Origin of the sequence: Vibrio wakamikoensis (genome assembly GCF_050337275.1) — a bacterium.
GTDB lineage: Bacteria > Pseudomonadota > Gammaproteobacteria > Enterobacterales > Vibrionaceae > Vibrio > Vibrio chaetopteri.
The window spans coordinates 1-22,594 of sequence record NZ_JAKJST010000002.1 but is presented as its reverse complement, the minus strand read 5'-3'; the positions used below and the strand labels follow the sequence as shown (position 1 = coordinate 22,594).

Annotated in this window: 23 protein-coding genes and 1 pseudogene; 15 read left to right on the top strand and 9 right to left on the bottom strand. The window is 47.8% G+C overall.

Features of this window, described 5'->3' with window-relative positions:
• The 5 genes and pseudogenes from L4C42_RS00320 to L4C42_RS00300 form a co-directional block, all read left to right on the top strand.
• Positions 1 to 283: pseudogene (locus tag L4C42_RS00320) on the top strand (IS4 family transposase); the annotation flags it as partial.
• A gap of 179 nt (positions 284 to 462) precedes the next feature.
• A complete protein-coding gene (locus L4C42_RS00315; protein WP_429758862.1) occupies positions 463 to 1,782 on the top strand; it encodes a BamA/TamA family outer membrane protein in 1,320 nt (439 codons plus the stop codon).
• Positions 1,783 to 2,022: 240 nt separating this feature from the next.
• Positions 2,023 to 3,171, top strand: coding sequence for an L-threonine dehydrogenase (gene yiaY / locus L4C42_RS00310; RefSeq protein ID WP_353499655.1), 1,149 nt, complete (start codon positions 2,023 to 2,025; stop codon positions 3,169 to 3,171).
• A gap of 169 nt (positions 3,172 to 3,340) precedes the next feature.
• Positions 3,341 to 4,201 carry an AraC family transcriptional regulator gene (locus L4C42_RS00305; RefSeq protein WP_353499657.1) on the top strand — a complete coding sequence of 287 codons (861 nt, stop codon included), beginning with the start codon at positions 3,341 to 3,343 and terminating at the stop codon, positions 4,199 to 4,201.
• Positions 4,202 to 4,324: 123 nt separating this feature from the next.
• A complete protein-coding gene (locus L4C42_RS00300; RefSeq protein WP_429758859.1) occupies positions 4,325 to 5,638 on the top strand; it encodes an IS4 family transposase in 1,314 nt (437 codons plus the stop codon).
• A gap of 41 nt (positions 5,639 to 5,679) precedes the next feature.
• Here L4C42_RS00300 and L4C42_RS00295 read toward each other — a convergent pair whose 3' ends face one another.
• Positions 5,680 to 5,922 carry a hypothetical protein gene (locus L4C42_RS00295; RefSeq protein ID WP_353498747.1) on the bottom strand — a complete coding sequence of 81 codons (243 nt, stop codon included), beginning with the start codon at positions 5,920 to 5,922 and terminating at the stop codon, positions 5,680 to 5,682.
• 236 nt (positions 5,923 to 6,158) lie between these two features.
• Here L4C42_RS00295 and L4C42_RS00290 point away from each other — a divergent pair, with 236 nt between their 5' ends.
• Positions 6,159 to 6,959 carry a sporulation protein gene (locus L4C42_RS00290; RefSeq protein ID WP_418641821.1) on the top strand — a complete coding sequence of 267 codons (801 nt, stop codon included), beginning with the start codon at positions 6,159 to 6,161 and terminating at the stop codon, positions 6,957 to 6,959.
• 76 nt (positions 6,960 to 7,035) lie between these two features.
• Complete coding sequence (gene trhA, locus L4C42_RS00285; RefSeq protein ID WP_418642305.1) at positions 7,036 to 7,680, top strand: PAQR family membrane homeostasis protein TrhA; 645 nt, start codon at positions 7,036 to 7,038, stop codon at positions 7,678 to 7,680.
• 18 nt (positions 7,681 to 7,698) lie between these two features.
• Here the strand turns inward: trhA and L4C42_RS00280 are convergent, their stop codons facing one another.
• From L4C42_RS00280 to def, 5 genes are all read right to left on the bottom strand, one after another.
• A complete protein-coding gene (locus L4C42_RS00280; protein WP_353497503.1) occupies positions 7,699 to 9,144 on the bottom strand; it encodes a TrkH family potassium uptake protein in 1,446 nt (481 codons plus the stop codon).
• 9 nt (positions 9,145 to 9,153) lie between these two features.
• On the bottom strand, positions 9,154 to 10,530 hold the full coding sequence (gene trkA, locus L4C42_RS00275) for a Trk system potassium transporter TrkA (protein ID WP_353497504.1): 1,377 nt from the start codon (positions 10,528 to 10,530) through the stop codon (positions 9,154 to 9,156).
• Between the two features lie 102 nt (positions 10,531 to 10,632).
• Positions 10,633 to 11,913 (bottom strand): 16S rRNA (cytosine(967)-C(5))-methyltransferase RsmB, encoded by a 1,281-nt coding sequence (gene rsmB / locus L4C42_RS00270; RefSeq protein WP_353497505.1) that lies wholly within the window; start codon positions 11,911 to 11,913, stop codon positions 10,633 to 10,635.
• Positions 11,914 to 12,001: 88 nt separating this feature from the next.
• Entirely contained in the window at positions 12,002 to 12,949 is a 948-nt protein-coding gene (gene fmt, locus L4C42_RS00265) for a methionyl-tRNA formyltransferase (protein ID WP_418641820.1), read from the bottom strand.
• Positions 12,950 to 12,985: 36 nt separating this feature from the next.
• Positions 12,986 to 13,495, bottom strand: coding sequence for a peptide deformylase (gene def, locus L4C42_RS00260; protein WP_353497507.1), 510 nt, complete (start codon positions 13,493 to 13,495; stop codon positions 12,986 to 12,988).
• A 115-nt stretch (positions 13,496 to 13,610) separates the two neighbouring features.
• Here def and L4C42_RS00255 point away from each other — a divergent pair, with 115 nt between their 5' ends.
• The 4 genes from L4C42_RS00255 to L4C42_RS00240 are packed head-to-tail and all read left to right on the top strand — an operon-like array spanning position 13,611 to position 16,905.
• Positions 13,611 to 14,690 (top strand): LysM peptidoglycan-binding domain-containing protein, encoded by a 1,080-nt coding sequence (locus L4C42_RS00255; RefSeq protein ID WP_353497508.1) that lies wholly within the window; start codon positions 13,611 to 13,613, stop codon positions 14,688 to 14,690.
• Positions 14,691 to 14,701: 11 nt separating this feature from the next.
• A complete protein-coding gene (gene dprA, locus L4C42_RS00250) occupies positions 14,702 to 15,802 on the top strand; it encodes a DNA-processing protein DprA (protein ID WP_353497509.1) in 1,101 nt (366 codons plus the stop codon).
• A 2-nt stretch (positions 15,803 to 15,804) separates the two neighbouring features.
• Complete coding sequence (locus L4C42_RS00245; RefSeq protein ID WP_042502388.1) at positions 15,805 to 16,281, top strand: DUF494 family protein; 477 nt, start codon at positions 15,805 to 15,807, stop codon at positions 16,279 to 16,281.
• A gap of 45 nt (positions 16,282 to 16,326) precedes the next feature.
• Positions 16,327 to 16,905 (top strand): DNA topoisomerase family protein, encoded by a 579-nt coding sequence (locus L4C42_RS00240; RefSeq protein ID WP_429758854.1) that lies wholly within the window; start codon positions 16,327 to 16,329, stop codon positions 16,903 to 16,905.
• Between the two features lie 48 nt (positions 16,906 to 16,953).
• Here L4C42_RS00240 and L4C42_RS00235 read toward each other — a convergent pair whose 3' ends face one another.
• Together L4C42_RS00235 and purE are read right to left on the bottom strand one after the other, a co-directional pair.
• Positions 16,954 to 18,084, bottom strand: a complete 1,131-nt coding sequence (locus tag L4C42_RS00235; RefSeq protein ID WP_353498631.1) for a 5-(carboxyamino)imidazole ribonucleotide synthase — start codon at positions 18,082 to 18,084, stop codon at positions 16,954 to 16,956.
• A gap of 2 nt (positions 18,085 to 18,086) precedes the next feature.
• The gene (gene purE, locus L4C42_RS00230; protein ID WP_353497511.1) at positions 18,087 to 18,572 is read right to left on the bottom strand and encodes a 5-(carboxyamino)imidazole ribonucleotide mutase; all 486 of its coding nucleotides are present in this window, start codon (positions 18,570 to 18,572) and stop codon (positions 18,087 to 18,089) included.
• Between the two features lie 183 nt (positions 18,573 to 18,755).
• On the opposite strand from purE, the gene tsaC reads away from it, so the two are divergent.
• The 4 genes from tsaC (at position 18,756) to L4C42_RS00210 (ending at position 21,424) form a co-directional block, all read left to right on the top strand.
• A complete protein-coding gene (gene tsaC, locus L4C42_RS00225) occupies positions 18,756 to 19,313 on the top strand; it encodes an L-threonylcarbamoyladenylate synthase type 1 TsaC (protein ID WP_353497512.1) in 558 nt (185 codons plus the stop codon).
• Between the two features lie 9 nt (positions 19,314 to 19,322).
• Positions 19,323 to 20,228, top strand: a complete 906-nt coding sequence (hemF, locus tag L4C42_RS00220) for an oxygen-dependent coproporphyrinogen oxidase (RefSeq protein ID WP_429758851.1) — start codon at positions 19,323 to 19,325, stop codon at positions 20,226 to 20,228.
• Positions 20,229 to 20,328: 100 nt separating this feature from the next.
• The gene (aroE, locus tag L4C42_RS00215; protein ID WP_353497514.1) at positions 20,329 to 21,159 is read left to right on the top strand and encodes a shikimate dehydrogenase; all 831 of its coding nucleotides are present in this window, start codon (positions 20,329 to 20,331) and stop codon (positions 21,157 to 21,159) included.
• Between the two features lies 1 nt (position 21,160).
• On the top strand, positions 21,161 to 21,424 hold the full coding sequence (locus tag L4C42_RS00210) for a DUF1488 family protein (RefSeq protein WP_353497515.1): 264 nt from the start codon (positions 21,161 to 21,163) through the stop codon (positions 21,422 to 21,424).
• A gap of 11 nt (positions 21,425 to 21,435) precedes the next feature.
• Here L4C42_RS00210 and L4C42_RS00205 read toward each other — a convergent pair whose 3' ends face one another.
• On the bottom strand, positions 21,436 to 21,984 hold the full coding sequence (locus L4C42_RS00205) for a gamma carbonic anhydrase family protein (protein ID WP_353497516.1): 549 nt from the start codon (positions 21,982 to 21,984) through the stop codon (positions 21,436 to 21,438).
• Between the last annotated feature and the right edge of the window lie 610 nt (positions 21,985 to 22,594).

The following is a 22,594-nucleotide window of genomic DNA, read 5'->3' as shown; positions in this document are numbered from 1 at the left end:
ATATAACATCGTGAGGTTAGAGATGGCTGAGATGGCCAAACAACACCAAGTTGAACCACTACGGATCAGCTTTATTAATGCGTTGTTCTTAATAATGGATGAGATGATTTGGGCGAGCGATACTCGGAGTCCTGGGGCGATTCCGAAAAATCTAAAAGCCCTGAGGGACAATGGTAAGCGACTTATACTTCCAAAGAAACGAAACCGGAAACCATACCCTAGAGTCGTATTAAAAAAGCCTGCCAGATATCCTAACAAACAAAAACATGCCACTCGTTCTTAAGCGAGTGGCATTAAGCCTAGCGCTTGGGTTTTCTAAAAATGCACACCAAAAAATCCACATTTGTAAAACCAGCAACAAAAAACCACCAAAGTCTCGGTTATTTATTCTCTCGCGCAACAAATCACGCTAGGCTATGTAACGGCAAATAAAAATCATAATTACAAGGAAGTCGCTCATCTATGACTTATCGTCGCCTATTAGGACTCGTTACGGCGCTGACATGCTCTCTCAATGCCACTTTGGCGCAAGCAGCCGTGCCAACGAGCGTAAAATCACGAATTGACCGTCAAGAGACTCCCGATGGAGTCCGTGAATCTATGGTCTTACCTTACCTGTTTAGCACCGAAACCATGGGCTTGAACGTGGGTGTCGGCGGAATGATTAAAGGCATTCACCAAGACCAAATGACCATCGGTGGTACCGTGTTTGGTGGTGATACTAGCCACGCCATCGCTGGCGGCGTCTGGAACTATATGATTCCCGGCACGGAGCGAGTATTTTTAAGTGCCTATGGCATGTTTGGCTATTACCCTCAACAAAGAGCATACACCACTGGCCCCGAATCCTATCCACCTGGATCGCCTCTTCCGGGAAGCAACGGCTCTTCAAACCAACAATTTTTCCAAGCTGACGGCGCATCCAACTGGTTTGATATCAAAATGGAATATGTACTGCCAATTGGTGCAACCCGAAATGACGGTCGTGTGGACTACAAAATACGCAATGGCTTGTTAGTTTCTGAGCCCTCTGGCGGGAAAGAGTGGAATCCGATGGAAAGTGGCTCGACCATCTTCGTCACTCGCCAGTTTAACCGCTATCAATCTTTCGAGTTTAGCCCTAGCACGCTTGATGGCACTATTCATGCCATGGAGTTTGGTCTTCTCTATGACAATACAGACTTTGCACCAAACCCGTCATACGGTAGCCGTCAATACGTAGCGACTTCTCATGACTGGGGCTGGTTCGAGTCTAAGCAGCAATGGTCATTTCACGAGCTCGATATGAGCAAGTATTTTTCGCTCGGAAAGTCAGACTGGGCATCACAGCGTATCATCGCACTCAACTTCTGGACCGGTCTTTCTCCAACTTGGGAAGTAAATACCGATCAGCAAGGAAATCGAGTGGTTAACGGTAATCCACCATACAATGAGGGCGCAACGTTAGGCGGCTTCACTCGATTACGTGGCTACGATAACAACCGTTTCCATGATAAAGCCGTGTTATACGGCGCGGCGGAGTATCGCTACACCTTGGCTTACAACCCTCTTAAAGAAGTTTCGTGGCTCAATTTCTTACGCGTTGACTGGATTCAGCTTGTTGGCTTTGTAGAAGTCGGTCGAGTGGGCTCTGCCTATACCGCCAATGAACTCCTCACCGACCTAAAGTACGATGCCGGCGGCTCAGTACGGGCTTTGATGGCAGGTTTGGTTGTTCGAGCGGATTTAGCAAAATCGCCAGAGAGTACCAACTTCTGGATCATGGTTGATCATCCTTTTTAGAGCACATTCTCTCGCACTATGACTCAAAGACCTCGCACATCGAGGTCTTTTTCTATTTCCTGGCAGCCTTACGAGTCGACAAGCTTCACATCCTCAGTCACTTTTAAAAAATCGACTATTTCTATAAAACCAGCGCTAGTTTGCCCATTGCGACCACTGATAATCTGAGTTCAGAAGATATAGTAAGACCTACTCATAGGTTTGAAATTGATAATTTTTGAAAGTTAAACGAGGTAGAACATGTCTAACGCATTCTATATTCCATCTTTGAACCTAATGGGTGCTGGTTGCCTAGCTGACGCAGTAAAAACGATTGAAAGCCACGGTTTTCAAAAGGCACTAATTGTGACGGACGGCGTTCTAAACAAAATGGGTGCAGTGAATAAGCTGACAACGCTACTAGATGAAGCACAAGTTGCTGCTGTGGTTTATGACGAAACTAAGCCAAACCCAACTATCGAGAACGTAAACGATGGTCTTGCTCTACTGAAAGAGCACGGCTGTGATTGTGTTATCTCTTTCGGTGGCGGTTCACCGCACGACTGTGCAAAGGGTATTGCGCTACTCGCAACAAACGGCGGCGAAATCAAAGACTACGAAGGTGTGGACGTATCTATAAAACCTCAATTGCCTCTAATTGCTATTAACACGACGGCTGGTACAGCATCAGAGATGACTCGCTTCTGCATAATCACTGATGAAGCTCGTCACATTAAGATGGCTATCGTAGACAAAAACGTCACGCCAATTGTTTCTGTAAACGACCCTGAGCTAATGCTAGCAAAACCAGCTTCACTTACGGCTGCAACGGGTATGGATGCGCTGACCCACGCTATCGAAGCTTTTGTCTCTATCGCAGCAACACCGGTTACCGACGCATCAGCGATAAAAGCCATTGAGATGATTCAGGCCAACCTGCGTGAAGCGGTTGCAAACGGTGATAACCTAGAAGCACGTGACAACATGGCGTATGCACAGTTTATGGCGGGGATGGCGTTTAACAATGCGTCTCTTGGCTATGTTCATGCTATCGCACACCAATTGGGCGGCTTCTACGACCTGCCGCACGGCGTCTGTAACGCAGTACTGCTTCCACATGTTCAGCAATACAACGCTCAAGTTGCCCCAGCGCGCCTAACAGACGTTGCTCGTGCAATGGGTGTTGATACAACGGGTATGAGTGATGAGCAAGCCGCAGACGCGGGTTTGGACGCGATTCGTCAGCTATCTAAAGACGTAAGCATTCCAGCAGGTCTAGAAGAGCTTGGTGTTAAGCGCGACGACTTCGACGTACTTGCTGCAAACGCACTGAAAGATGCATGTGGTTTCACTAACCCGAAACAAGCAACACATGACGAGATTATTGGCATTCTAGCCGCCGCTCTATAAGACCATTTAGAGCGCTAATTTCGAGTCATATCTCAAAACTGCAGGTAAAACGTTTGCCTGCAGTTTTGTTTTATAAATGGCGAGGGATTAACTAACACAGATCAATGTTGTGCTATTTTCTCCTGTCTATTATGGAATTCAACACCGTAATAGGAGCAAAGCACCACTCATGCACACGTTAAGCAACTTTAGTCGCATCGCAGAGCGAGAGTATGCCCTGAGCGCAGGTCAAATCAATTTGCTCTATTACGACCTCCCTAAAGACTTTCACGACGAATACCGTTCATACGAAGCCCCTCGCCTTTGCACCATCCTTGAGGGGGCTAAATCTGTAAAAGTGAATCAGTCAGAAGCGTTTAAATATCAGAGCGATGAGTTCGTATTGTTGCCACCAAATTCCAACATTCATATGAAGATGCCGGAATACACTAAGGCATTGGTATATGAGTTCACTGAACCACTGATTGAGAAAGTCGCGCAACGAGTGTCCGACTATTTGGAGTTCGACACCTCACAGTCATTCGATTTACAAGGTTTTATCGTCAACCCGATTGAGAAGCGAGTTAATGCGCTGCATGGGAGGATGCAAGAGATCCTTCGCGAACAAGAAACTGGAATGGACTTTTTGATTGACCTAACAGGCCAAGAGTTAGTGTTTGAGCTTCTTCGTAACAACGCCTGCCACAGCATTATCAATGGCAATCAATCACATCCAATCAAGCGCGCGATACGATTAATGAACTCTCAAGAGGGCATGCAATTGTCGCTGTCTCAGGTTGCAGAAGAAGTGGGATTATCGCTGTCGAGCTTCTCACAGAAGTTCAAGCTGATGACGGAACAAAACCCGAAGCAGTATTTAACTCAACTGCGTTTAAAGGCGGCAAAGCGCTATTTAACCTCGATGTCCGTCACCGATGTTGCCTACGAAACAGGTTATGACAATATCTCTCACTTTATTCGTTTGTTCAAAAACGAGTTTGGACAGACGCCTAAGCAATTTCAGCGCTCGATGATGACTCGGCTAAACTAAGCCATTAATAAAACAACGGCTCCCTAAGGAGTAATGCCGATCAGTTAACAACTAAATGATCGGTTGAACGATCCATTCAAAGTGTCAAAATCCGAGTGTATTCAATGCACTCGGATTTTTTTTATGTTTTTAAGACAGGCTCTTAACCAAGTTCATCAATTCTCTGCAGAGCAACTTTCGGGTTTATCTGATCTGCTTTCTCCAGAACTCATTTCCCAGTGTTTGGAAGATACAGGAATTACGACTATTCGCAGACGAAGGTTACCAATGGAAATGATGGTTTGGAGTGTTGTTGGGATGTCTCTGTATCGCCATTTGTCCATGGAGAAGGTCGTCTCGAAGCTGGATATTCTTCTCCCAGGTAAGAAGCCATTTGTTGCTCCGAGTGCAGTAATTCAGGCAAGACAAAGGCTGGGCTCCGATGTCATGAAATCCGTCTTTACTCAAACGCAGAAACTATGGAATGACAAAACGCCCCACCCAGACTGGCATGGTTTAACACTTCATGCGGTCGACGGTGTAGTCTGGCGAACCCCTGATACTAAAGACAATGATGAGCGCTTCAGTCGAACTCGGAATCAAAAGTGCTCGTCCGAATACCCTCAGGTCCGAATGGTCTGCCATATGGAGCTGACAAGTCACCTTCTAAATAGTGCATCGTTCGACTCTACATCAAAGAGCGAAGTGGACTTAACTACGGAGCTCATTGAGCGCTCTCCCGACCATAGCCTAACCATCTTCGATAGAGGTTTTTACGCTCTAGGACTATTGCACCGTTGGCAGACAACAGGGGTAGAGAGGCATTGGCTTATTCCAATGCGTAAAGGAGCTCAATACACAACGCTTCGCAAGTTAGGGCGTGGGCAAGAGTTGGTCGAATTAAAGCTATCCCCTCAAGCTAGGAAAAAGTGGCACGATGCACCAGAAACACTGGAAGCTCGATTGATAACTAAGACTATTAAGGGTAAGGAGGTACGGTTGTTAACCTCGATGACTGACCCCTTGCGCTACCCAGGAAAAGACATCTCAGAGCTTTATGGACATCGATGGGAGATAGAGTTGGGTTATCGAGAGATGAAACAATATATGCTTCAAAACAACCTGACTCTAAGAAGCAAAAAGCCCGAACTAATAGAACAAGAACTGTGGGGGATGCTGTTGGCCTATAACTTACTTCGGTTCTTAATGTGCCAAATGGCCTACGACCAAAACAAGGTAATGCCTTACCAGATAGGCTTTAAACAAGCTTCGTTGTTCTTAATAGGACAGTTACAACTCCTTCCTGCCGTCGCACCTGGAAGAATCCCGGAGGTGATGAACTATATCCTAGATATGGCTGAGAGTTTTACGTTGCCAGAAAGGCGAGATAGGAGCTATCCAAGAGCGGTAAAAAGAAGGCCCAGTCGCTATGCGACTAGGCCTTCTAAAAGGTGTTAGCTTCTTAACTTACAAGCATTACAGACAGACTGCGCTTTTTATTAAGCTGCCTTAACAACGCTTGTTGGCGTTGATGTCATTCGGACACCTTGCTCAACTAGGGTCATTGAAGGAGCGACTTTTTTCGCGACAGGTGCAGCGACAAAACCACTGCGACGACGCATTAACGCACTACGGTTAGCCGAGTACGAAAACCTGACGGGTGTTGGGCGCATATTGTTGTAACCTAACAAGTCAGGCAATTCCGTTGCCAAATACATGGCCTGATCACCTATGAGAAACACTGAATAGACTCCCAATGTCGCTCTTTTTTGACTGATGCCACTCCAAATAAGTAATCAGGAATAACGGTGTGCATGCACACCACGCATAGAATAGCAGTAAGCGTCTGGATATTCGATAGATCTCATAAAAAAAGTGGTTATTTTTTCTTCACTGACTCTGTGCGCGTAACGTTTGTTTTCTCTCGCGATTTACGATACAACACTAGCTGTGTCTTCGGTTATAAAGGGAACTAAGTATGTCTTTTTTCAAAAAAACCTTAGCAAGTTTTGGAATAGGGGCAGCCAAAGTTGACTCTGTTCTGTATCAAGAGTTTCTGCATCCTGGAGAAACCGCAAAAGTGACCATTCATGTTTATGGTGGTAAAACCGCGCAAACAGTAGACAACATCAAGCTCAAGCTCTGCTGCCGTTACATCGACGAGGTAGCGCAAAACCAAAACGACAACAGTAACCATCCCGGGGCGCCAAAAAAGAAAGTTTCCAAAACCTATGAATTGCAATCTTGGACGCTGCCGTATGCCTTTACTATAGAACCTGGTGAAACTCGTGACTTCGATGTTGAACTGGATGTGCCCTGGAATACTCCGGTGACAATCGGTGATTCACGTGTGTGGCTAGAGACCGGCCTCGATATTGCCATGGCAGCGGATCCGAAAGACAAAGATATGCTGACCGTTCGCCCCGATCCTCTCATTGATGGCATTTTTGTCGCGCTTGAAGATCAAGGGCTGCGCATACGCCAAGTGGAATGCGAAGCAGCGAAAGGCTTTGCGATGCCTTTTGTTCAAGAGTTTGAGTTTGTGCCGACCACAGGTCCCTATCACGGCCGCTGGCGAGAGTTAGAGATCATTGCGTATCGAAGTGAGGATGAACTTAAGTTATGGTTCGAGATTGACCGTAATAAAGAAGGGGTCAAAGGTATGTTGTCTAGTTTGATTGGCCTTGGCCAGCTTAAACGCGAGCTCACTTTGCCAAGTTCTCTTTCTGGTGAAGAAGCGGGCAAGCAAGTACTGGACTACCTAGAGCAAACAACCTAACTTTGAGCTAACACATGTTCGCTGACTGTGGCATACTCTGATTTTGTCACCAAAATCAGAGTATGCGGGTATGTCGATGATCACTTCCCACTACAGCGCACGTGAAGAGTGGGCTAACAGTGTTACCCATGGCATTGGTATCCTGCTGTCGATCGTAGGTTTGGTATTGCTGCTGCAGCGCTCACTGGCCGCAGATGCCGATGTGATGACCATAATCAGTATGAGTCTGTATGGCGGCAGCATGATCACCTTGTTCTTCGCCTCTACCCTGTATCACTCTATTCCGCACCCCAGCAGTAAACGTTGGCTCAAGACCTTTGATCACTGCGCTATTTTCTTACTGATCGCGGGTAGCTATACCCCATTTATGCTGGTGAGTTTACGCACGCCACTTGCGATTGGATTGATGGTGGTTATTTGGGCGCTTGCTGTAATTGGCATTATCATGAAGCTGTTTTTTGTCTATCGCTTCAAGCGCGCGTCATTGATTACTTATCTGGTGATGGGGTGGTTATCGCTAATCGTAATTTACCAGCTTGCCAAACACCTTGACCCTTCTGGTCTAATTCTACTAGCTGCCGGCGGGGCAATTTACACACTGGGCGTGGTGTTCTACGCCAACAAGCGCATACCTTTCAACCACGCCATCTGGCATCTGTTTGTGTTAGGGGGGGCTGCGTGTCACTTTTTTGCCATATATTGGTACGTGACACCGGTGTAACTGAGATAACGCCGCGAATTAGCGGCGCCAGAATGCAGGGAAGAACAGTACGATCAGCGTGAGGATTTCCAAGCGCCCCATTAACATACCTAAACTCAGTAACCATTTTGCCGCATCGGGCAGCGGAGCGAAGTTCCCTGTAGGGCCAATGATTGAGCCCATTCCCGGTCCCACATTAGCAACAGCGGTAATCGCACCAGAGATACTGGTGGTAGGGTCTAAACCCATCGCGCTCAGTGCCCCAGCAAGGGCGATAATAGTGACAAAGAACATCAAGCCAAATGCCACCACTGAGCGAACAATGTCATCGTTCACTGGTCGCTGGTTGTAACGTTGTACGAATACACCAGAAGGGTGAATAAGCTTCATCATTTGTTTGTGCAGCAGGGTCACCGCAATCTGAAAGCGGAAGATTTTAATGCCACCAGATGTTGAACCGGAACATGCCCCCACCATCATCATAAACGCAAACACCACTGACGGTAGTGGTCCCCAAGCGGTGAAGTCTTCCAAGCCAAATCCGGTCGTCGTGACCACTGAGACGATGTTGAACATAGAGACGCGAAAGGCATCATCTAAGGCATAGCCGTCCTCGAAAAACAACCAAAGAGCCACAACCGTACTGGCTATCAAGAACAAATAACCAAAGCCGCGCACTTGAGCGTCATTGAACAACACTCTAGGGTCGCGCTTCGACAGTGCGGCCACAAATAACAAGAAGGGTAAACCACCTAAGAACATAAATACGGTACCCACCCAATGTGACCCTTCTGAGAAGTGGTTCATTGAGCCATCAGAGGTGGAGTAGCCGCCAGTGGACAACGTGGTAAACGAGTGGTTAATGGCATCGAATAGATTCATGCCTGTAGCAAGATAGCCGAGTAAGCACAGCCCGGTTAGCACTAAATACACCACCACGATATTTTTCGCGACGGTCTTCGCTCGCGGACTGCTTTTATCAGACCAGTCAGAAGACTCGGTCTGGAACAGTCGCATCCCGCCGACGTTGAGCATTGGCAAGACAGCGACTGCCATCACAATAAAGCCGATGCCGCCGAGCCACTGTAATATTGAGCGCCATAGCAAGATACTTGGTGCCATGTTGTCTAGTCCACTGAGCACGGTCGAGCCAGTGGTGGTGATGCCTGACATGGTTTCAAAGTAGGCGTCGGTAAAACTAATGTGGTTGATGAACACAAAAGGCAGCGCCGCAAACGCGCTGGCAATGGTCCACACCAAACTGGTGATCAAGAACATGTCTCGAACACCCAGCTTAAAGTGTTTAGTTCGGCCGATGGATAGGCACAGGAAAGCCGCGATATGAGTAATGATGACAGCAAGACCAAAGTCCAGAAAGCCATCAGTACCAGTAAAGAAGGCGACTAGAGTCGGCACGTACATAAATAGGGCGAGCTTAGAGAGCACCAACCCTATAACGAACGAGACCGGACGGGCGTTAACCATAAAATTGCCTTACAAGAAGAACGCGCTCGGCTGGAATAATGCCTCAACATCAGGCACGTATTTCTTATCAACCAAGAACATCACCACGTGGTCATCTTGCTCGATAATGGTTCGGTCGTGGGCAATCAATACTTCTTCACCACGCACAATCGCGCCAATAGTGGTACCTGGTGGTAGTTTGATTTCGCCAATGGCTTTGCCAACCACTTTGGATGTGGTTTCATCACCATGCGCAACGGCTTCAATGGCCTCAGCAGCGCCGCGACGCAGTGAAGACACGTTAACGATATCTGCACGACGAACGTGAGTAAGTAGAGCTGAAATCGTCGCTTGCTGCGGTGAGATTGCTACATCAATGGTGCCGCCTTGTACCAGGTCAACATAAGCGCCGCGCTGGATAAGTACCATCACCTTTTTTGCGCCCATTTTCTTCGCCAGCATCGCCGACATGATGTTGGTTTCATCTTCGTTGGTGAGCGCAATAAATACATCGACTTGATCGATGTTTTCCTCTGCAAGCAACTCTTGGTCAGCGGCATCACCACAGAAGACAATAGTGTTTTCTAGTTCTTCAGAGAGCTTCTCTGCACGCTGATAGCTGCGCTCAATCAGTTTAACGCTGTAGTTTTGCTCTAGGCGTTTGGCAAGACTGGCACCAATGTTACCCCCACCCACAATCATGATGCGGCGATAAGGTTTCTCTAGGCGCTGCAGTTCACTCATTACTGAGCGAATGTGGTTGCTTGCCGCAACGAAGAACACTTCATCATCGGCTTCGATAATGGTGGTGCCTTGTGGACGGATAGGTCGTCCTTGACGGAAAATCGCTGCTACGCGGGTGTCAATGTGCGGCATGTGCTCACGCAGAGTCGATAGGGCATTACCCACTAGCGGGCCGCCGTAGTAAGCTTTTACCGCGACGAGGCTGACTCGCTCATCGGCAAAACTGACAACTTGCAGCGCGCCAGGATATTGGATCAGTCGTTCGATATAGCTTGTGACGAGCTCTTCAGGGGCAATCAGGTGGTCAACTGGAATTGCACCAGAGTTAAACAAGCTCTCTTTTTCAATCAAGTATTCACGTGAGCGAATACGCGCGACACGGTTAGGGGTGTTGAATAGCGAAAATGCTACCTGACAAGCCGCCATGTTGGTTTCGTCCATATTGGTTACGGCGACCAACATATCGGCATCTTGCGCGCCCGCTTCTCTTAGCACATCTGGGTGACAAGCGTAGCCATTGACGACACGCAAATCATACTTATCTTGCAGCTCTCTTAAACGGTCGCTGTCGCGGTCGACGATAGTGATATCGTTGTTTTCCCCCACCAGGTTCTCCGCTAGGGTGCCACCAACTTGACCAGCTCCAAGAATGATGATTTTCATAACATTTCGCTCTTTTGTTTTTTATAAACTCGTTACGTCAATAGCATAGCCATCAATAAGTTAGCATGCTATTGATTTTTAAGTTCCCTACACAATGCTCGATTACTGCGTCTTTTGTAGCACTGCGTAATAGAAGCCATCCATATCATGCTCACCCGGAAGAATCTGACGTCCAGGGTTCTCTTTATCTGAGCCAATCAGTTCAGCGTTTTCTGTGCGAGCCAAGAACGCAATCACTTGGTCTTTATTTTCTTGCGGCGTGATAGAGCATGTCGCATAGACTAGCGTGCCGCCGACTTTCAACTGCTGCCACATTGCATCAAAGATCTCGCGTTGCAGCTCTGCAAGCGCCTCAATGTCATCCGCGCGTCGTAGCCATTTGATATCAGGGTGACGACGAATAACGCCAGTCGCAGAACACGGTGCATCCAACAAAATACGGTCAAACTGCCCGCCTTGCCACCACTCTTGCGGCGTTCTTGCATCACCACACACGACTTTCGCCTGTAGGTTGAGGCGTTTCAGGTTGTCGTGGACACGCTTTAGTCGCGTCTCGTCACAATCAATAGCCACCACTTGGCTGCCTTTGGTGCGCTCAAGAATGTGGGCGGTTTTACCACCTGGCGCTGCACAACAGTCTAAGATCAGCTCACCATCTTGTGGTTGCAAATAATTGATCGACAGCTGCGCTGCGGCATCTTGAACCGATACCCAGCCTTTCTCAAAGCCCGGAAGCTTGGTCACGTCACAAGGAGCGGCCAATTTTAGGGCATCTTGTGCTTCTGGGTGAGGGGTGGAATCTATGCCTTCATTTTTGAGAAGCGCTTGATAATCGTCACGAGGTAGGTGTTGGTGGTTCACACGCAGCCACATCGGCGCTTTCATGTTGTTGGCTTCAACAATACTTTGCCACTGTTCTGGGTAGCTTTGCTGAAGTAGTTTCAGTAGCCAGCTTGGGTGACCGTATTTACCCGCATTGTGGCTGACCGACTTTTGATCTAACTCTTCTTGATTGCGTTGGTAGTTTCGTAGTACAGCGTTGATTAAGCCGCGCAGTTTTGGGCCTTTCAGCGTTTTGGTCGCTTCCACCGTCTCGCCAACGGCAGCGTGAGCCGGAATGCGCATATGACCGATTTGGTAAAGACCCACCAAAATCAAATGATGAAATACGCGCTGTTTTCCCTTGAGTGGCTTATCCATTAATTCGGATGCGACAGATTCAAGGCGAGGCAGAATTCGAAGTGCACCAAAACAGATTTCTTGAAGCAGTGCTTGGTCGCGAGGTTTCACCTGCTGCTGACCCAATGGAAGTGCACTCGAGAGCGATTGGCCTTTATCAACCACTTGGAAAAGGATATTAGCCGCGACAGCGCGAACGTTCATGTTAGTTACCTAAATTTGTTGCTATGAAAACAAACTAGGGCCTGTACTGGTTAGTACTGGCCCTAAATATCGTATGCGGTGTGTATCACTAACCTAGGATACTGCCGACTTCAAACCAGCTGGCTTTGGAATTGAGTACATCGCTCACTGGCATCGCTTTTTTACCTGGGATCTGGATTTGCTCTAGAACCAAGGTGCCGTTACCCGTTGCAACGTAAATTCCTGTTTTATCAGCCTTAAGGATAGTCCCCGCAGGCGCCTCTGTCGCACTCGCTTCAACGCGAGATTGCCAAACCTTGATGTTGTTCTCTTCAACAGAGAAGAAACTCATCGGCCATGGGTTAAAGGCACGCACACAGCGCTCGATAAACGCGGCGTCTTGTGACCAATCGATCTTAGCTTCGTCTTTGCTCAGCTTGCTGGCGTAATTGGCTTGCTCATCGTCCTGTTTGACAGGCTTTGCCTTGCCTGCGGCGATATCACCAAGACAATCAACCAGAGCTTCTGGGCCTAATTCGGCAAGCTTGTCATACATGGTGGTGCTGGTATCGGTGGCTTCAATTGGCAATGTGGCAATTTTTAGCATGTCACCGGTATCAAGGCCGATATCCATCTGCATGATGGTCACGCCAGTCTCGGCATCACCCGCCCAGATAGAGCGCTGAATGGGTGCTGCACCACGCCAACGAGGCAGGATAGAGCCATGCACGTTGATGCAACCCAGCTCTGGAGTGTCCAGCACAGCTTGTGGAAGTAACAGGCCGTATGCTACGACAACCATGATGTCGGCGTTGAGATCTTTTAACTCTTGCTTTGCCTCGTCAGACTTGAAATTGACCGGTTGATAAACCGGAATGTCATGCTCAAGCGCGATGTTCTTTACAGGACTTGCTGTGAGTTTTTTACCACGACCTGCAGGGCGATCTGGCTGAGTATAAACCGCGATAACCTCATGCTCCGAAGACAATAACGCCGCCAAGTGACGGGCGGCGAAGTCTGGAGTACCGGCAAACACAATACGTAATGATTGGCTCACACTGACCTCTCTTAACTTAAATTCTTATTCGTTGGCTTATTGCTTGGCGTTAAAGCGCTTAATTTTCTCAAGCTTTTCTTTAATACGCTTACGCTTTAGAGGGGATAGGTAATCAACAAACAGTTTACCCTCTAGGTGGTCAAGCTCATGTTGAACACAGATAGCCAACAGGTCATCCGCATCGAAAGTGAACTCTTCACCATCGCGGTTTAGCGCTTTTACAGTTACTTCTGCAGCGCGAGAGACTAATGCGCGAGCGCCAGGAACAGAAAGGCAACCTTCTTCGATACCGTCTTCACCACGTTTTTCCGTGATTTCAGGGTTGATCAGTACCATAGGCTCGTCGCGAGTATCTGAAATATCAATCACAACAATTCGCTGATGAACGTCAACTTGGGTTGCTGCCAGACCGATACCTTCTTCGTCATACATGGTTTCAATCATGTCATCGACGATTTTTTGGGTTTCCGGCGTTACCGCTTCAACGGGCTTTGCTACCGTTCTTAGGCGATCATCCGGGAAAGTTAATACTTGTAATACAGACATATACACTCAAAATGTTGAACTGTGCCGAATAGGCTTGGACTTCGTTGGTTCAATTCTAGACATTTTCCAACCTAAATGACAGCATCCCTTGAAACAAAGCGAAGGATTGCGGTGTATGAAGCGGGGAAATGTGCTGGTATTGAAGGTTTACATTGTTGTTACCACACTCGCTCTGAGCTTTGCCTCTTTCGCTGATAATCCGCTCACTATTAAAGAGACTGTCCCTGCTGTTTATCAAGTAAAGCAGGGTGATACCTTATGGGGCATTTCTAGTCTGTATTTGCACTCTCCATGGCGTTGGCCTGAGCTTTGGAACCAAAACAAACACATTGGTGATCCTAACCTTATTTATCCTGGTGACAAACTGATGCTGACGTGGGTTAACGGTCAACCGCGCTTGGTGCGTAAAGCGACGAAAAAACTGTCGCCGACGATTCAAGTGACCACCAAAGCCCCTATCGCTGCCATTAATGCCCTAACCCAAGCTCGCTATACTCAAAGAGAGGGCTTGGTACTAGAGAGTGAGCTGGCAAAATTCCCGAAAGTGATTGGCTCAAGTGATGGGCTCAACTACGTGACCGCTGAAGATGATGTCTATATTGATTACCGAGGTGAGGAGACTGAGTGGGCTATCTACCGCGCTAGCCAGCGCTTTGCTGCGCCGCAGCCAGAATACAGCATGCAGCAAGTCAGAATGGTGGCGAAAGCGCGCAGTCAGTCGCAAGCCGATGGCGTGACGACCCTTGTGATTGAAAGGTTTATCCATGAAATTAAGCAGGGTGATGTCGCCATTCCTCTCTCGGCAATACAAACACCCGAGCAAATCAATCACTTTCAGCCTCATGCTGGCCCTGCCATTGATAATCTCAGCATCGCGGGAATGATGGATGCGGTGAACTATGTCGTCAGAGGGCAGGCGGTGGTGCTTAATCGCGGCTATGTGTCTCGGGTAGAGCAGGGCGGCAGTTATGCGTTGGTGAAACCAGCTCATGGCTTCCAATTTTCAGAGGGGGAATTTGGGCTAGTGGAAGGGAATAAAGAAGAGACCTCGCTGGCGATGCCGACGATTGAGGTGGGGCAGCTTGTGGTGATACGCAGTTATCCATTTTTTAGCATTGCGGTAATCATCGAGGCAAGTGAGCCAATTACCCAGCAGATGCTGGTAGCTTCCCCTTCTAAACGTGCAAAAAGCTAATGGGCGCCTTCATGGATGACAGTAATGCCTTAGCGTGGCTGCGACTTTCGTTATGTCCAGGTATTGGTCCTGTGACCTTCTATAAGCTGCTCGCAGTGGATGATCCACGGAATATCGTTGAATCAGATGAGCAGACATTATCAGCAATTGGACTTAAGCCCAATCAGGTCAGTTTTATTCGTAAGCAGTCTGTTGAGCTCGCAGAGCGAGCCTTCGCTTGGCGAGAAAATGCGAATAATCACATCCTTCTTCAGCAAGGTGACGACTATCCGCCGCTGTTACGAGAATCTAAAGGCTGTCCGCCAATACTTTTTGTACAAGGTGACGTGGCGTTGTTATCAGAGCCGCAAATCGCCATGGTTGGCAGCCGAAACGCCAGTTCTGGCGGTTTGGAAACAGCGCGCAGCTTTGCTGCGGAATTCGTTAACTTTGGCTACTGCGTAACAAGTGGATTGGCACTGGGTATCGACGGTCATGCCCATCAAGGAGCGCTTGAGGCAAATGGCAAGACCATCGCTGTGTTGGGGGCTGGGCTGGATTCAATTTATCCCGCTAGGCACAAGTCACTCGCGCAGCGCATCGCTCAGCAAGGTGCGCTCGTCAGTGAGCATTTACCTTGGATCAAACCGAGAGCGGAACACTTTCCAAGACGAAACCGAATTGTCAGTGGCTTGTCGTTGGGCGTTGTTGTGGTGGAAGCTGCGGAGAAAAGTGGTTCGTTAATTACAGCAAGGTATGCGGCAGAGCAGGGGCGTGAGGTGTTTGCTGTGCCAGGTTCGATTCGTCATGCTTATCATCAGGGGTGTCATTCATTAATACGAACCGGTGCCTGTCTCGTACAAAAGGTGGAAGATGTACTATGTGAAATAGAATCTCTATCGAACTGGTCTAAAAAAGTACAACCAACACTTTTCGACCAAGTTATTGATAAAGAAGAATTGCCATATGCAGATCTGTTGGCTAACGTAGGAATAGAGGCAACGCCGGTTGATATTTTGGCTCAAAAGACCCATATTCCTGTTCAAGAGGTCATGCAACAGCTTTTAGAGCTCGAGTTACTGGGCCATGTTGTTGCGGTTAACGGTGGTTATATTCTTAAGGGGAGAGGCTAGCTATGATGATGGACATACTGATGTACCTGTTCGAAACCTACGTGCATAGCGATGCAGATCTGCAGGTAGACCAAGACGAACTTGAGGATGAACTACTTAGAGCAGGCTTCAAGCAAAAAGATATCTACAAGGCACTAGAGTGGCTTGAGGATCTTGCTGAGCTGCAAAACACCGATGAGCATTCTGCGATTGCGATGAGTGCCGCGACCTCTACGCGAATCTATACCCAGCAAGAAATGACGCGTATGGATGTTAAAAGCCGAGGCTTGCTGATGTTCTTAGAGCAGATCGGCGTCTTGACTACCGAAACTCGTGAGATGGTCATTGACCGTGTTATGGGGCTCGAAACCAACGATTTTGAACTCGATGACCTCAAATGGATCATTTTGATGGTATTGTTCAATGTTCCTGGCAACGAAAACGCGTACACTCTCATGGAAGAGCTTATCTACACCGCTGAAAGAGGTGTGGTGCATTAATCCTCCCAGCCCAACCCAGTGGGCTGCTTGCGTTAAGAGAACACCATGAGTGGTAAAATCGACAATCAACTTTTCTCGGCTCATGAACACGCCTTAGATCATGAGTCTTGCCCCCAATGCCAACCTGGTAAGCTGCTTCTCAAAAATGGCAAACATGGCCCTTTTCTAGGGTGTGACCAATATCCGAGCTGCGACTATATTAAACCATTGCATCAAAACGATGGTCATATCGTCAAAGAGCTAGGTGTACCCTGTCCGGATTGTGGCTCTGAGCTGCTGCTGCGCCAAGGACGCTTTGGAATGTTCATTGGGTGCAGCAACTACCCGGAATGCCACTTCATTCAATCACCGAACAAGCAAGAAGAGCCAGAGCAAACCGATCAAACCTTGGTCTCTTGTCCTGAGTGTGCCAAAGGGGCACTCAAAGAGAGAAAATCTCGATTCGGCAAAACCTTCTACGCTTGCGATCAGTATCCAAAGTGCAAGTTTGCGGTCAATCACCCTCCTGTCGCGGGTCACTGTCAGTTTTGTGGATTTGAGCTGCTGGTGGAAAAGAAGCGAGCATCTGGAACCGTACTCGAGTGCGCCTCAAGGCGATGCCATAAAATACAAGATACCGAATAAATAAAAATGGCTCCTTTGGGAGCCATTTTTTAAAGCTTTACGCCCAGCTTAAAGGGCTTCAGCTGCTGGCTTCAGCGCGGGAAAAGCCGCTTCATCAAGTAGCTCAGACAAGGCAACTAGCTGCGCCTTAAGCGCCGCTTTGTCATTGGCCGTGACATTGATGTGACCCATCTTACGACCAGCACGCTTGTCTTTGCCATACCAGTGAACGTGGCAGCCAGACAGGCTATGCACCGCTTCTGGCAACGTATCTTCGCCTAAAATGTTCACCATAGACGTGGCACGAATGGCTTGTGTTGAGCCAAGAGGCATATCACATACCGCGCGCAGGTGGTTTTCAAACTGACAAGTGTCCGCACCTTGCTGTGTCCAGTGCCCTGAGTTGTGCACGCGAGGTGCAATCTCATTCACTAGTAGCTGGCCATTCACATCGAAGAACTCAAGTGCAAGCACGCCAACATAGTCCAAAGACTCGGCTACAGCGGTAAACATTTGTGCCGCTTGAGCTTGCAGTTCTGGTTCATCAATCGCTGTTGATAGCGTCAGTACGCCATCGGTATGCACGTTTTCAGCCAGTGGGTAGATAGCAAGCTCACCTTGCTTGTTGCGCGCACCAACCAGTGATACTTCGCGTTGGAAAGGGACAAACTCTTCAGCAACGATCGCTTGGCTTTCTGATTCTGCAATACACTCGGCCATTTCTGTCCAAATTGCGTCGACATCATCAAGCGTTTTTAATCGCCACTGACCTTTTCCATCGTAGCCACCCAATGCGCTCTTAAGCACCATAGGCAGACCAACGTGCGCAATTGCCGCATCAAAATCTGTACGAGTATTGATGACTGCGTATTTGGCGTTTTTCACCCCCGCACTGTCGAGAAGGCCTTTTTCAATGCGGCGATCACCACCGGCTTTGATAGCGTCTGTCGATGGGAGGAACTTGCCACTTTTCTCACAGATTGCGAGTACATCGAGTGGAATGTGTTCGAACTCAGCCGTGATAACGTCAGCTTCCGCAATCGCATGCTCTAAACCGTTACCTAGCACTTCAAGTGTCAGTGGGTGAACGATATTCTCACTGCGCACATCAAATGCTGAGATTTTGATATTCAGAGGGGCGCCGGCTAGTGACATCATGCGCGCCAGTTGGCCTGCTCCAAGAACCAGTACGTGTTTCATCATTAGTCCTTAGAAGGATCTGGGTTAGCAAGTACAGTTTCTGTTTGTTGGCTGCGGAACGCTTCAACCTTTTCCATTACGGCGTTGTCGTGAACACCAATGATCTGCGCCGCCAGGATACCCGCGTTCGCGGCGCCTGCTTCACCGATAGCCAGTGTGCCCACCGCGATGCCTTTAGGCATTTGTACGATAGACAGTAGAGAGTCCATACCTTTAAGCGCGCGGCTTTGAACAGGAACACCCAATACAGGAACACTTGTGAACGCTGCCGCCATACCTGGAAGGTGCGCAGCGCCGCCAGCACCGGCGATGATGACTGAGATACCGCGTTCTTTCGCAGAAGTCGCGTAGTCAGCGAGTAGTTGCGGTGTGCGGTGAGCAGAAACGACCTTGGTTTCATAATCCACACCAAACTGATCCAGCATTTCTGCTGCTAGTTTCATGGTTGGCCAATCTGATTTTGAACCCATAATAATGCCGACTTTCATCCGAAGCTCCTTCAAGGCGTGTGGAAATGGACTAATTTGCGCGCATTATACGAGGATTTTTTTCTAAGGAAAACGTTTGCGTGAGTGAATTTTGTGTTTTTTTCTGGATTCTCACTCGGGTTTTAAGCATAGTGCCGTAGAAATGTAAAATATTTGTTTAGCTTTTAATAAAAGGAAGTCTCGGTGGATAATTTTCAAACCACAGTTGCGGCGCTTCAATCCGGTGAAGTAATTGCTTATCCAACGGAAGGAGTATTTGGCGTGGGTTGTGATCCAGACGATGCGCAAGCTATTGAAAAGCTTCTTGCTGTCAAAGAACGTCCGGTTGAAAAAGGACTCATTTTGATCGCTGCGAATTTTGAGCAGCTTCGCCCTTATATTGATGAGGCTCAACTGACAGAGCAGCAGCTAGAAAGTGTTCAGCAAACTTGGCCTGGCCCATATACCTGGATCATGCCAGCAAGCTCACGTGTTTCCCCTTGGCTAAGTGGCGCGTTTGATACTATCGCTGTGCGTGTCACGGATCATGAGTTGGTGCAAAAATTGTGTTTGGCCTATGGCAAGCCAATTACGTCCACTAGTGCTAATTTATCAGGTATGCCATCTTGCATGACAACCGAAGAAGTTAAGCAGCAACTGGGTACTCGTTTGTCTTCAGTCCTTGAAGGCGAGACGGGTGGCCGCAATAAGCCGAGCGAAATCCGCGACGCTCGCACCCTTAAAGTACTACGACAAGGCTAAGGAGTTCCCGTGCAGCAAGTCGATAAACACCAAGTAAAAGCGTTCCTTCTTCAGCTTCAAGACGATATCTGCCAAAAACTCGAACAACAAGATGGTGTCGCGACCTTTCAACAGGATGAGTGGCAGCGTGAGCAAGGTGGTGGTGGCCGCAGCCGCGTTATGAAAGATGGTCAGGTATTTGAGCAAGGCGGGGTGAATTTTTCCCATGTGTTTGGCGACAAGATGCCGGCATCAGCTACCGCGCACAGACCAGAACTCGCTGGGCGCAAGTTCGAAGCTATGGGGGTATCGCTAGTGATTCATCCCAAGAACCCTTATATCCCAACATCACATGCCAATGTACGTTTCTTTATCGCTGAGAAAGAGGGCGAGGATCCGATTTGGTGGTTTGGTGGTGGGTTTGACTTAACGCCATTCTATCCATATGAAGAGGATTGCCAGCATTGGCATGATACGGCGAAGCAGGTTTGTCAGCCATTCGGTGATGAGGTGTATGCAGAGCATAAAAAATGGTGTGATGACTATTTCTTCTTACCACACCGTAACGAAACGCGCGGTGTTGGTGGCTTGTTCTTTGATGATTTAAATCAGTGGGGCTTTGAACGCTCGTTCGCTTACATGCAGGCGGTGGGTAACGGCTACACCGATGCATATCTGCCAATCGTCGAAAAGCGCAAAGCTGAGCAATATGGTGAGCGTGAGCGCAACTTCCAGCTCTATCGTCGTGGTCGTTATGTTGAGTTCAATCTCGTTTACGACCGAGGCACGCTATTTGGCTTGCAAAGTGGTGGTCGTACGGAGTCCATTCTTATGTCAATGCCGCCATTGGCTCGCTGGGAATACAGCTATGAGCCACAAGAGGGAAGCGAAGAAGCGCGCCTCTATAGCGACTATCTAAAACTGAGAGAGTGGTAACCTAGCCAACAGCCTTTGTTCAACTTGGCGAATGTGTGCCGAAGTGATAGTGTCGAACTATACATTTCGGTACCCATTAGCAAGGACAGTAGGCATAAACATGAGCAAGCCCGATCAGTACGTGGTGTTTGGTAATCCCATCTCGCAAAGCAAATCACCGTATATCCATACTCTCTTCGCAAGACAAACTTCGCAAAATCTTGAATATGCTAGTCAACAGCCAGAGCCAGATGCGTTTAAGCAGGCTGCCACCGAGTTTTTCCAATCGGGTGGTAAAGGTTGCAACATTACCGCACCCTTTAAAGAAGATGCTTTTCAGTTTGCGGGTCGCCTGACCGAGCGTGCTCAGCTTGCGGGCGCAGTTAATACCCTCAAGAAGCTGGATGATGGCGAAATCATTGGTGATAACACCGATGGTGAGGGTTTGGTTCAGGACTTACTGCAACATCAAGTTCAACTAGAAGGCGCTTCTATATTAGTGATTGGCTCGGGTGGTGCGGCGCGTGGTGTACTGAAGCCGTTGCTCGACCAAAAACCTGCCTCTATTACCATTACCAATCGCACGTTTGAGAAAGCGCAGCAGCTTGCTGAGCTATTTAAGCCTTACGGGCAGATTAATGCGGTACCTATGAGTGACGTTTCTCGTGCCTATGATGTGGTGATTAACTCCGCTTCAACCAGTCTGTATAAACAATTGCCTGACATCAGTGATGCAATCTTTGCTGACCACACTGTGAGTTATGATATGACTTATGGACAGGGTTTGACGACCTTCAATCAATGGGCGAAAGAGTCAGGTGCTAGGTTGGCCTATGATGGTTTAGGTATGCTGGTGGGTCAGGCGGCAGAAAGCTTTATGTTATGGCGCGGCCTAAGACCGGGCACGAAGCAGATATTACGTGAGTTAAGAAAGAATCTAGAAGGCCTATAACATGAACCAGTCAATTTTGTTTTCAGATCAGCTTGAATGGAACCAAGAGCTAGGCGTGGTTGAGTTTCACGCGCAGCAAGCAGGGATGTTGATTGTGTGTCTTGTTGGGTTGGAGAAACTTGCTAGGCTAAATGATTTAAATGTCGTTACTAAGGAGCTGGCATTCGAGTGCTTTGAGGCTGTTCGTTTTGATCTTGAAGAAATAGCAGAAAGCCTCATAGAGGATGAGGCTTTCGATGAACAGGGTCGCGTTATTGTTAACTAACCGATGATTAACTAGCGAATGACGTGCACATATTGCATGTAGTCATTTTTATTCTGCACATAGTTATTGGCGGAGCGAAGTAAAAAGGCTCTTTCTTTTTCGGTAAGAGGACGAGCCTGTTTTACCGGACTGCCCACATACAGATAACCACTTTCCAGTACCTTGTTTGGTGGCACTAAGGAACCCGCGCCAATCATCACATCAGATTCAATAGTGGCGCCATCAAGCACAATACTACCCATGCCGACAAGAACGCGATCTCTTATGATGCACCCGTGAAGCATCACCTTATGGCCAATGGTGACATCATTACCTATTAGTAGAGGATAACCTTCGGGGTTGTCAGCGTTTTTATGGGTAACGTGTAACACGCTGTTGTCTTGGATATTGGTGCGCTCGCCAATCTCTATATGGTTAACATCACCGCGCGCGGACACGAGTGGCCATACACTGGCATCTTTGCCAAATCGAACATCGCCAACAATCACACTGGTTTTATCTATATAGACAGAGTCATCCAGCTGTGGGGTAATGCCCTTGTAACTACGAATTGAAGTCATATCAGTCTCTAAATCTATGGAACAAAGCTATTTTGGCGAGTTATTGCGGTAATTTACAGCGCCAAAGCACAAAAACTAACCACACAAACAAAAAAAGCGAAAAAACTGGTTTTTGGGTATTGCCAATGTGATTTCGATCTCTATAATGCCCCCTCGCTGACACGGGAAAGGACAACGAAATCCCCAACGAGTCAGAAGGTCACAAGCTTCTAAGAAGCTTAGCAAAATAAGTTAAAAAAAGTGGTTGACACGAAAACTTATCTCGCTAAAATGACCGTCCGTTTCAAGGGAAGCTTTGAAACAAGCTCTTTAACAATATAAACCTATCAATCTGTGTGGGCACTCGTTGATGATAATCAAATTAGATACCTCGGTATCAAATTAGGTTTTCAATGAACTGAGTGACCAATCGAGATTACTTTCTTGTAAAAGAACTTAGTCTTGGCACAGTCAATTCATTATCGTTCTGTTGGAACGATAATAGCTTTAAAATTACTTCTTACTYTTGAGTAAGGATGAGTTTTGAAGTCAGTATTCATTGAGCCGACAAAATCTTAAATTGAAGAGTTTGATCATGGCTCAGATTGAACGCTGGCGGCAGGCCTAACAC

What these genes read in the sequence shown, in the direction of transcription:
- rsmB (WP_353497505.1), bottom strand. Translation starts at nt 11,913, where the DNA reads ATGAACGTTCGCGCTGTCGCGGCTAATATCCTTTTCCAAGTGGTTGAT.
- L4C42_RS00255 (WP_353497508.1), top strand. Translation starts at nt 13,611, where the DNA reads ATGAAGCGGGGAAATGTGCTGGTATTGAAGGTTTACATTGTTGTTACC.
- L4C42_RS00205 (WP_353497516.1), bottom strand. Translation starts at nt 21,984, where the DNA reads ATGACTTCAATTCGTAGTTACAAGGGCATTACCCCACAGCTGGATGAC.
- trhA (WP_418642305.1), top strand. Translation starts at nt 7,036, where the DNA reads ATGATCACTTCCCACTACAGCGCACGTGAAGAGTGGGCTAACAGTGTT.
- L4C42_RS00280 (WP_353497503.1), bottom strand. Translation starts at nt 9,144, where the DNA reads ATGGTTAACGCCCGTCCGGTCTCGTTCGTTATAGGGTTGGTGCTCTCT.
- trkA (WP_353497504.1), bottom strand. Translation starts at nt 10,530, where the DNA reads ATGAAAATCATCATTCTTGGAGCTGGTCAAGTTGGTGGCACCCTAGCG.
- yiaY (WP_353499655.1), top strand. Translation starts at nt 2,023, where the DNA reads ATGTCTAACGCATTCTATATTCCATCTTTGAACCTAATGGGTGCTGGT.
- L4C42_RS00300 (WP_429758859.1), top strand. Translation starts at nt 4,325, where the DNA reads ATGTTTTTAAGACAGGCTCTTAACCAAGTTCATCAATTCTCTGCAGAG.
- L4C42_RS00290 (WP_418641821.1), top strand. Translation starts at nt 6,159, where the DNA reads ATGTCTTTTTTCAAAAAAACCTTAGCAAGTTTTGGAATAGGGGCAGCC.
- def (WP_353497507.1), bottom strand. Translation starts at nt 13,495, where the DNA reads ATGTCTGTATTACAAGTATTAACTTTCCCGGATGATCGCCTAAGAACG.
- purE (WP_353497511.1), bottom strand. Translation starts at nt 18,572, where the DNA reads ATGAAAGTCGGCATTATTATGGGTTCAAAATCAGATTGGCCAACCATG.
- aroE (WP_353497514.1), top strand. Translation starts at nt 20,329, where the DNA reads ATGAGCAAGCCCGATCAGTACGTGGTGTTTGGTAATCCCATCTCGCAA.
- L4C42_RS00315 (WP_429758862.1), top strand. Translation starts at nt 463, where the DNA reads ATGACTTATCGTCGCCTATTAGGACTCGTTACGGCGCTGACATGCTCT.
- L4C42_RS00245 (WP_042502388.1), top strand. Translation starts at nt 15,805, where the DNA reads ATGATGATGGACATACTGATGTACCTGTTCGAAACCTACGTGCATAGC.
- dprA (WP_353497509.1), top strand. Translation starts at nt 14,702, where the DNA reads ATGGATGACAGTAATGCCTTAGCGTGGCTGCGACTTTCGTTATGTCCA.
- L4C42_RS00240 (WP_429758854.1), top strand. Translation starts at nt 16,327, where the DNA reads ATGAGTGGTAAAATCGACAATCAACTTTTCTCGGCTCATGAACACGCC.
- L4C42_RS00305 (WP_353499657.1), top strand. Translation starts at nt 3,341, where the DNA reads ATGCACACGTTAAGCAACTTTAGTCGCATCGCAGAGCGAGAGTATGCC.
- L4C42_RS00210 (WP_353497515.1), top strand. Translation starts at nt 21,161, where the DNA reads ATGAACCAGTCAATTTTGTTTTCAGATCAGCTTGAATGGAACCAAGAG.
- L4C42_RS00235 (WP_353498631.1), bottom strand. Translation starts at nt 18,084, where the DNA reads ATGAAACACGTACTGGTTCTTGGAGCAGGCCAACTGGCGCGCATGATG.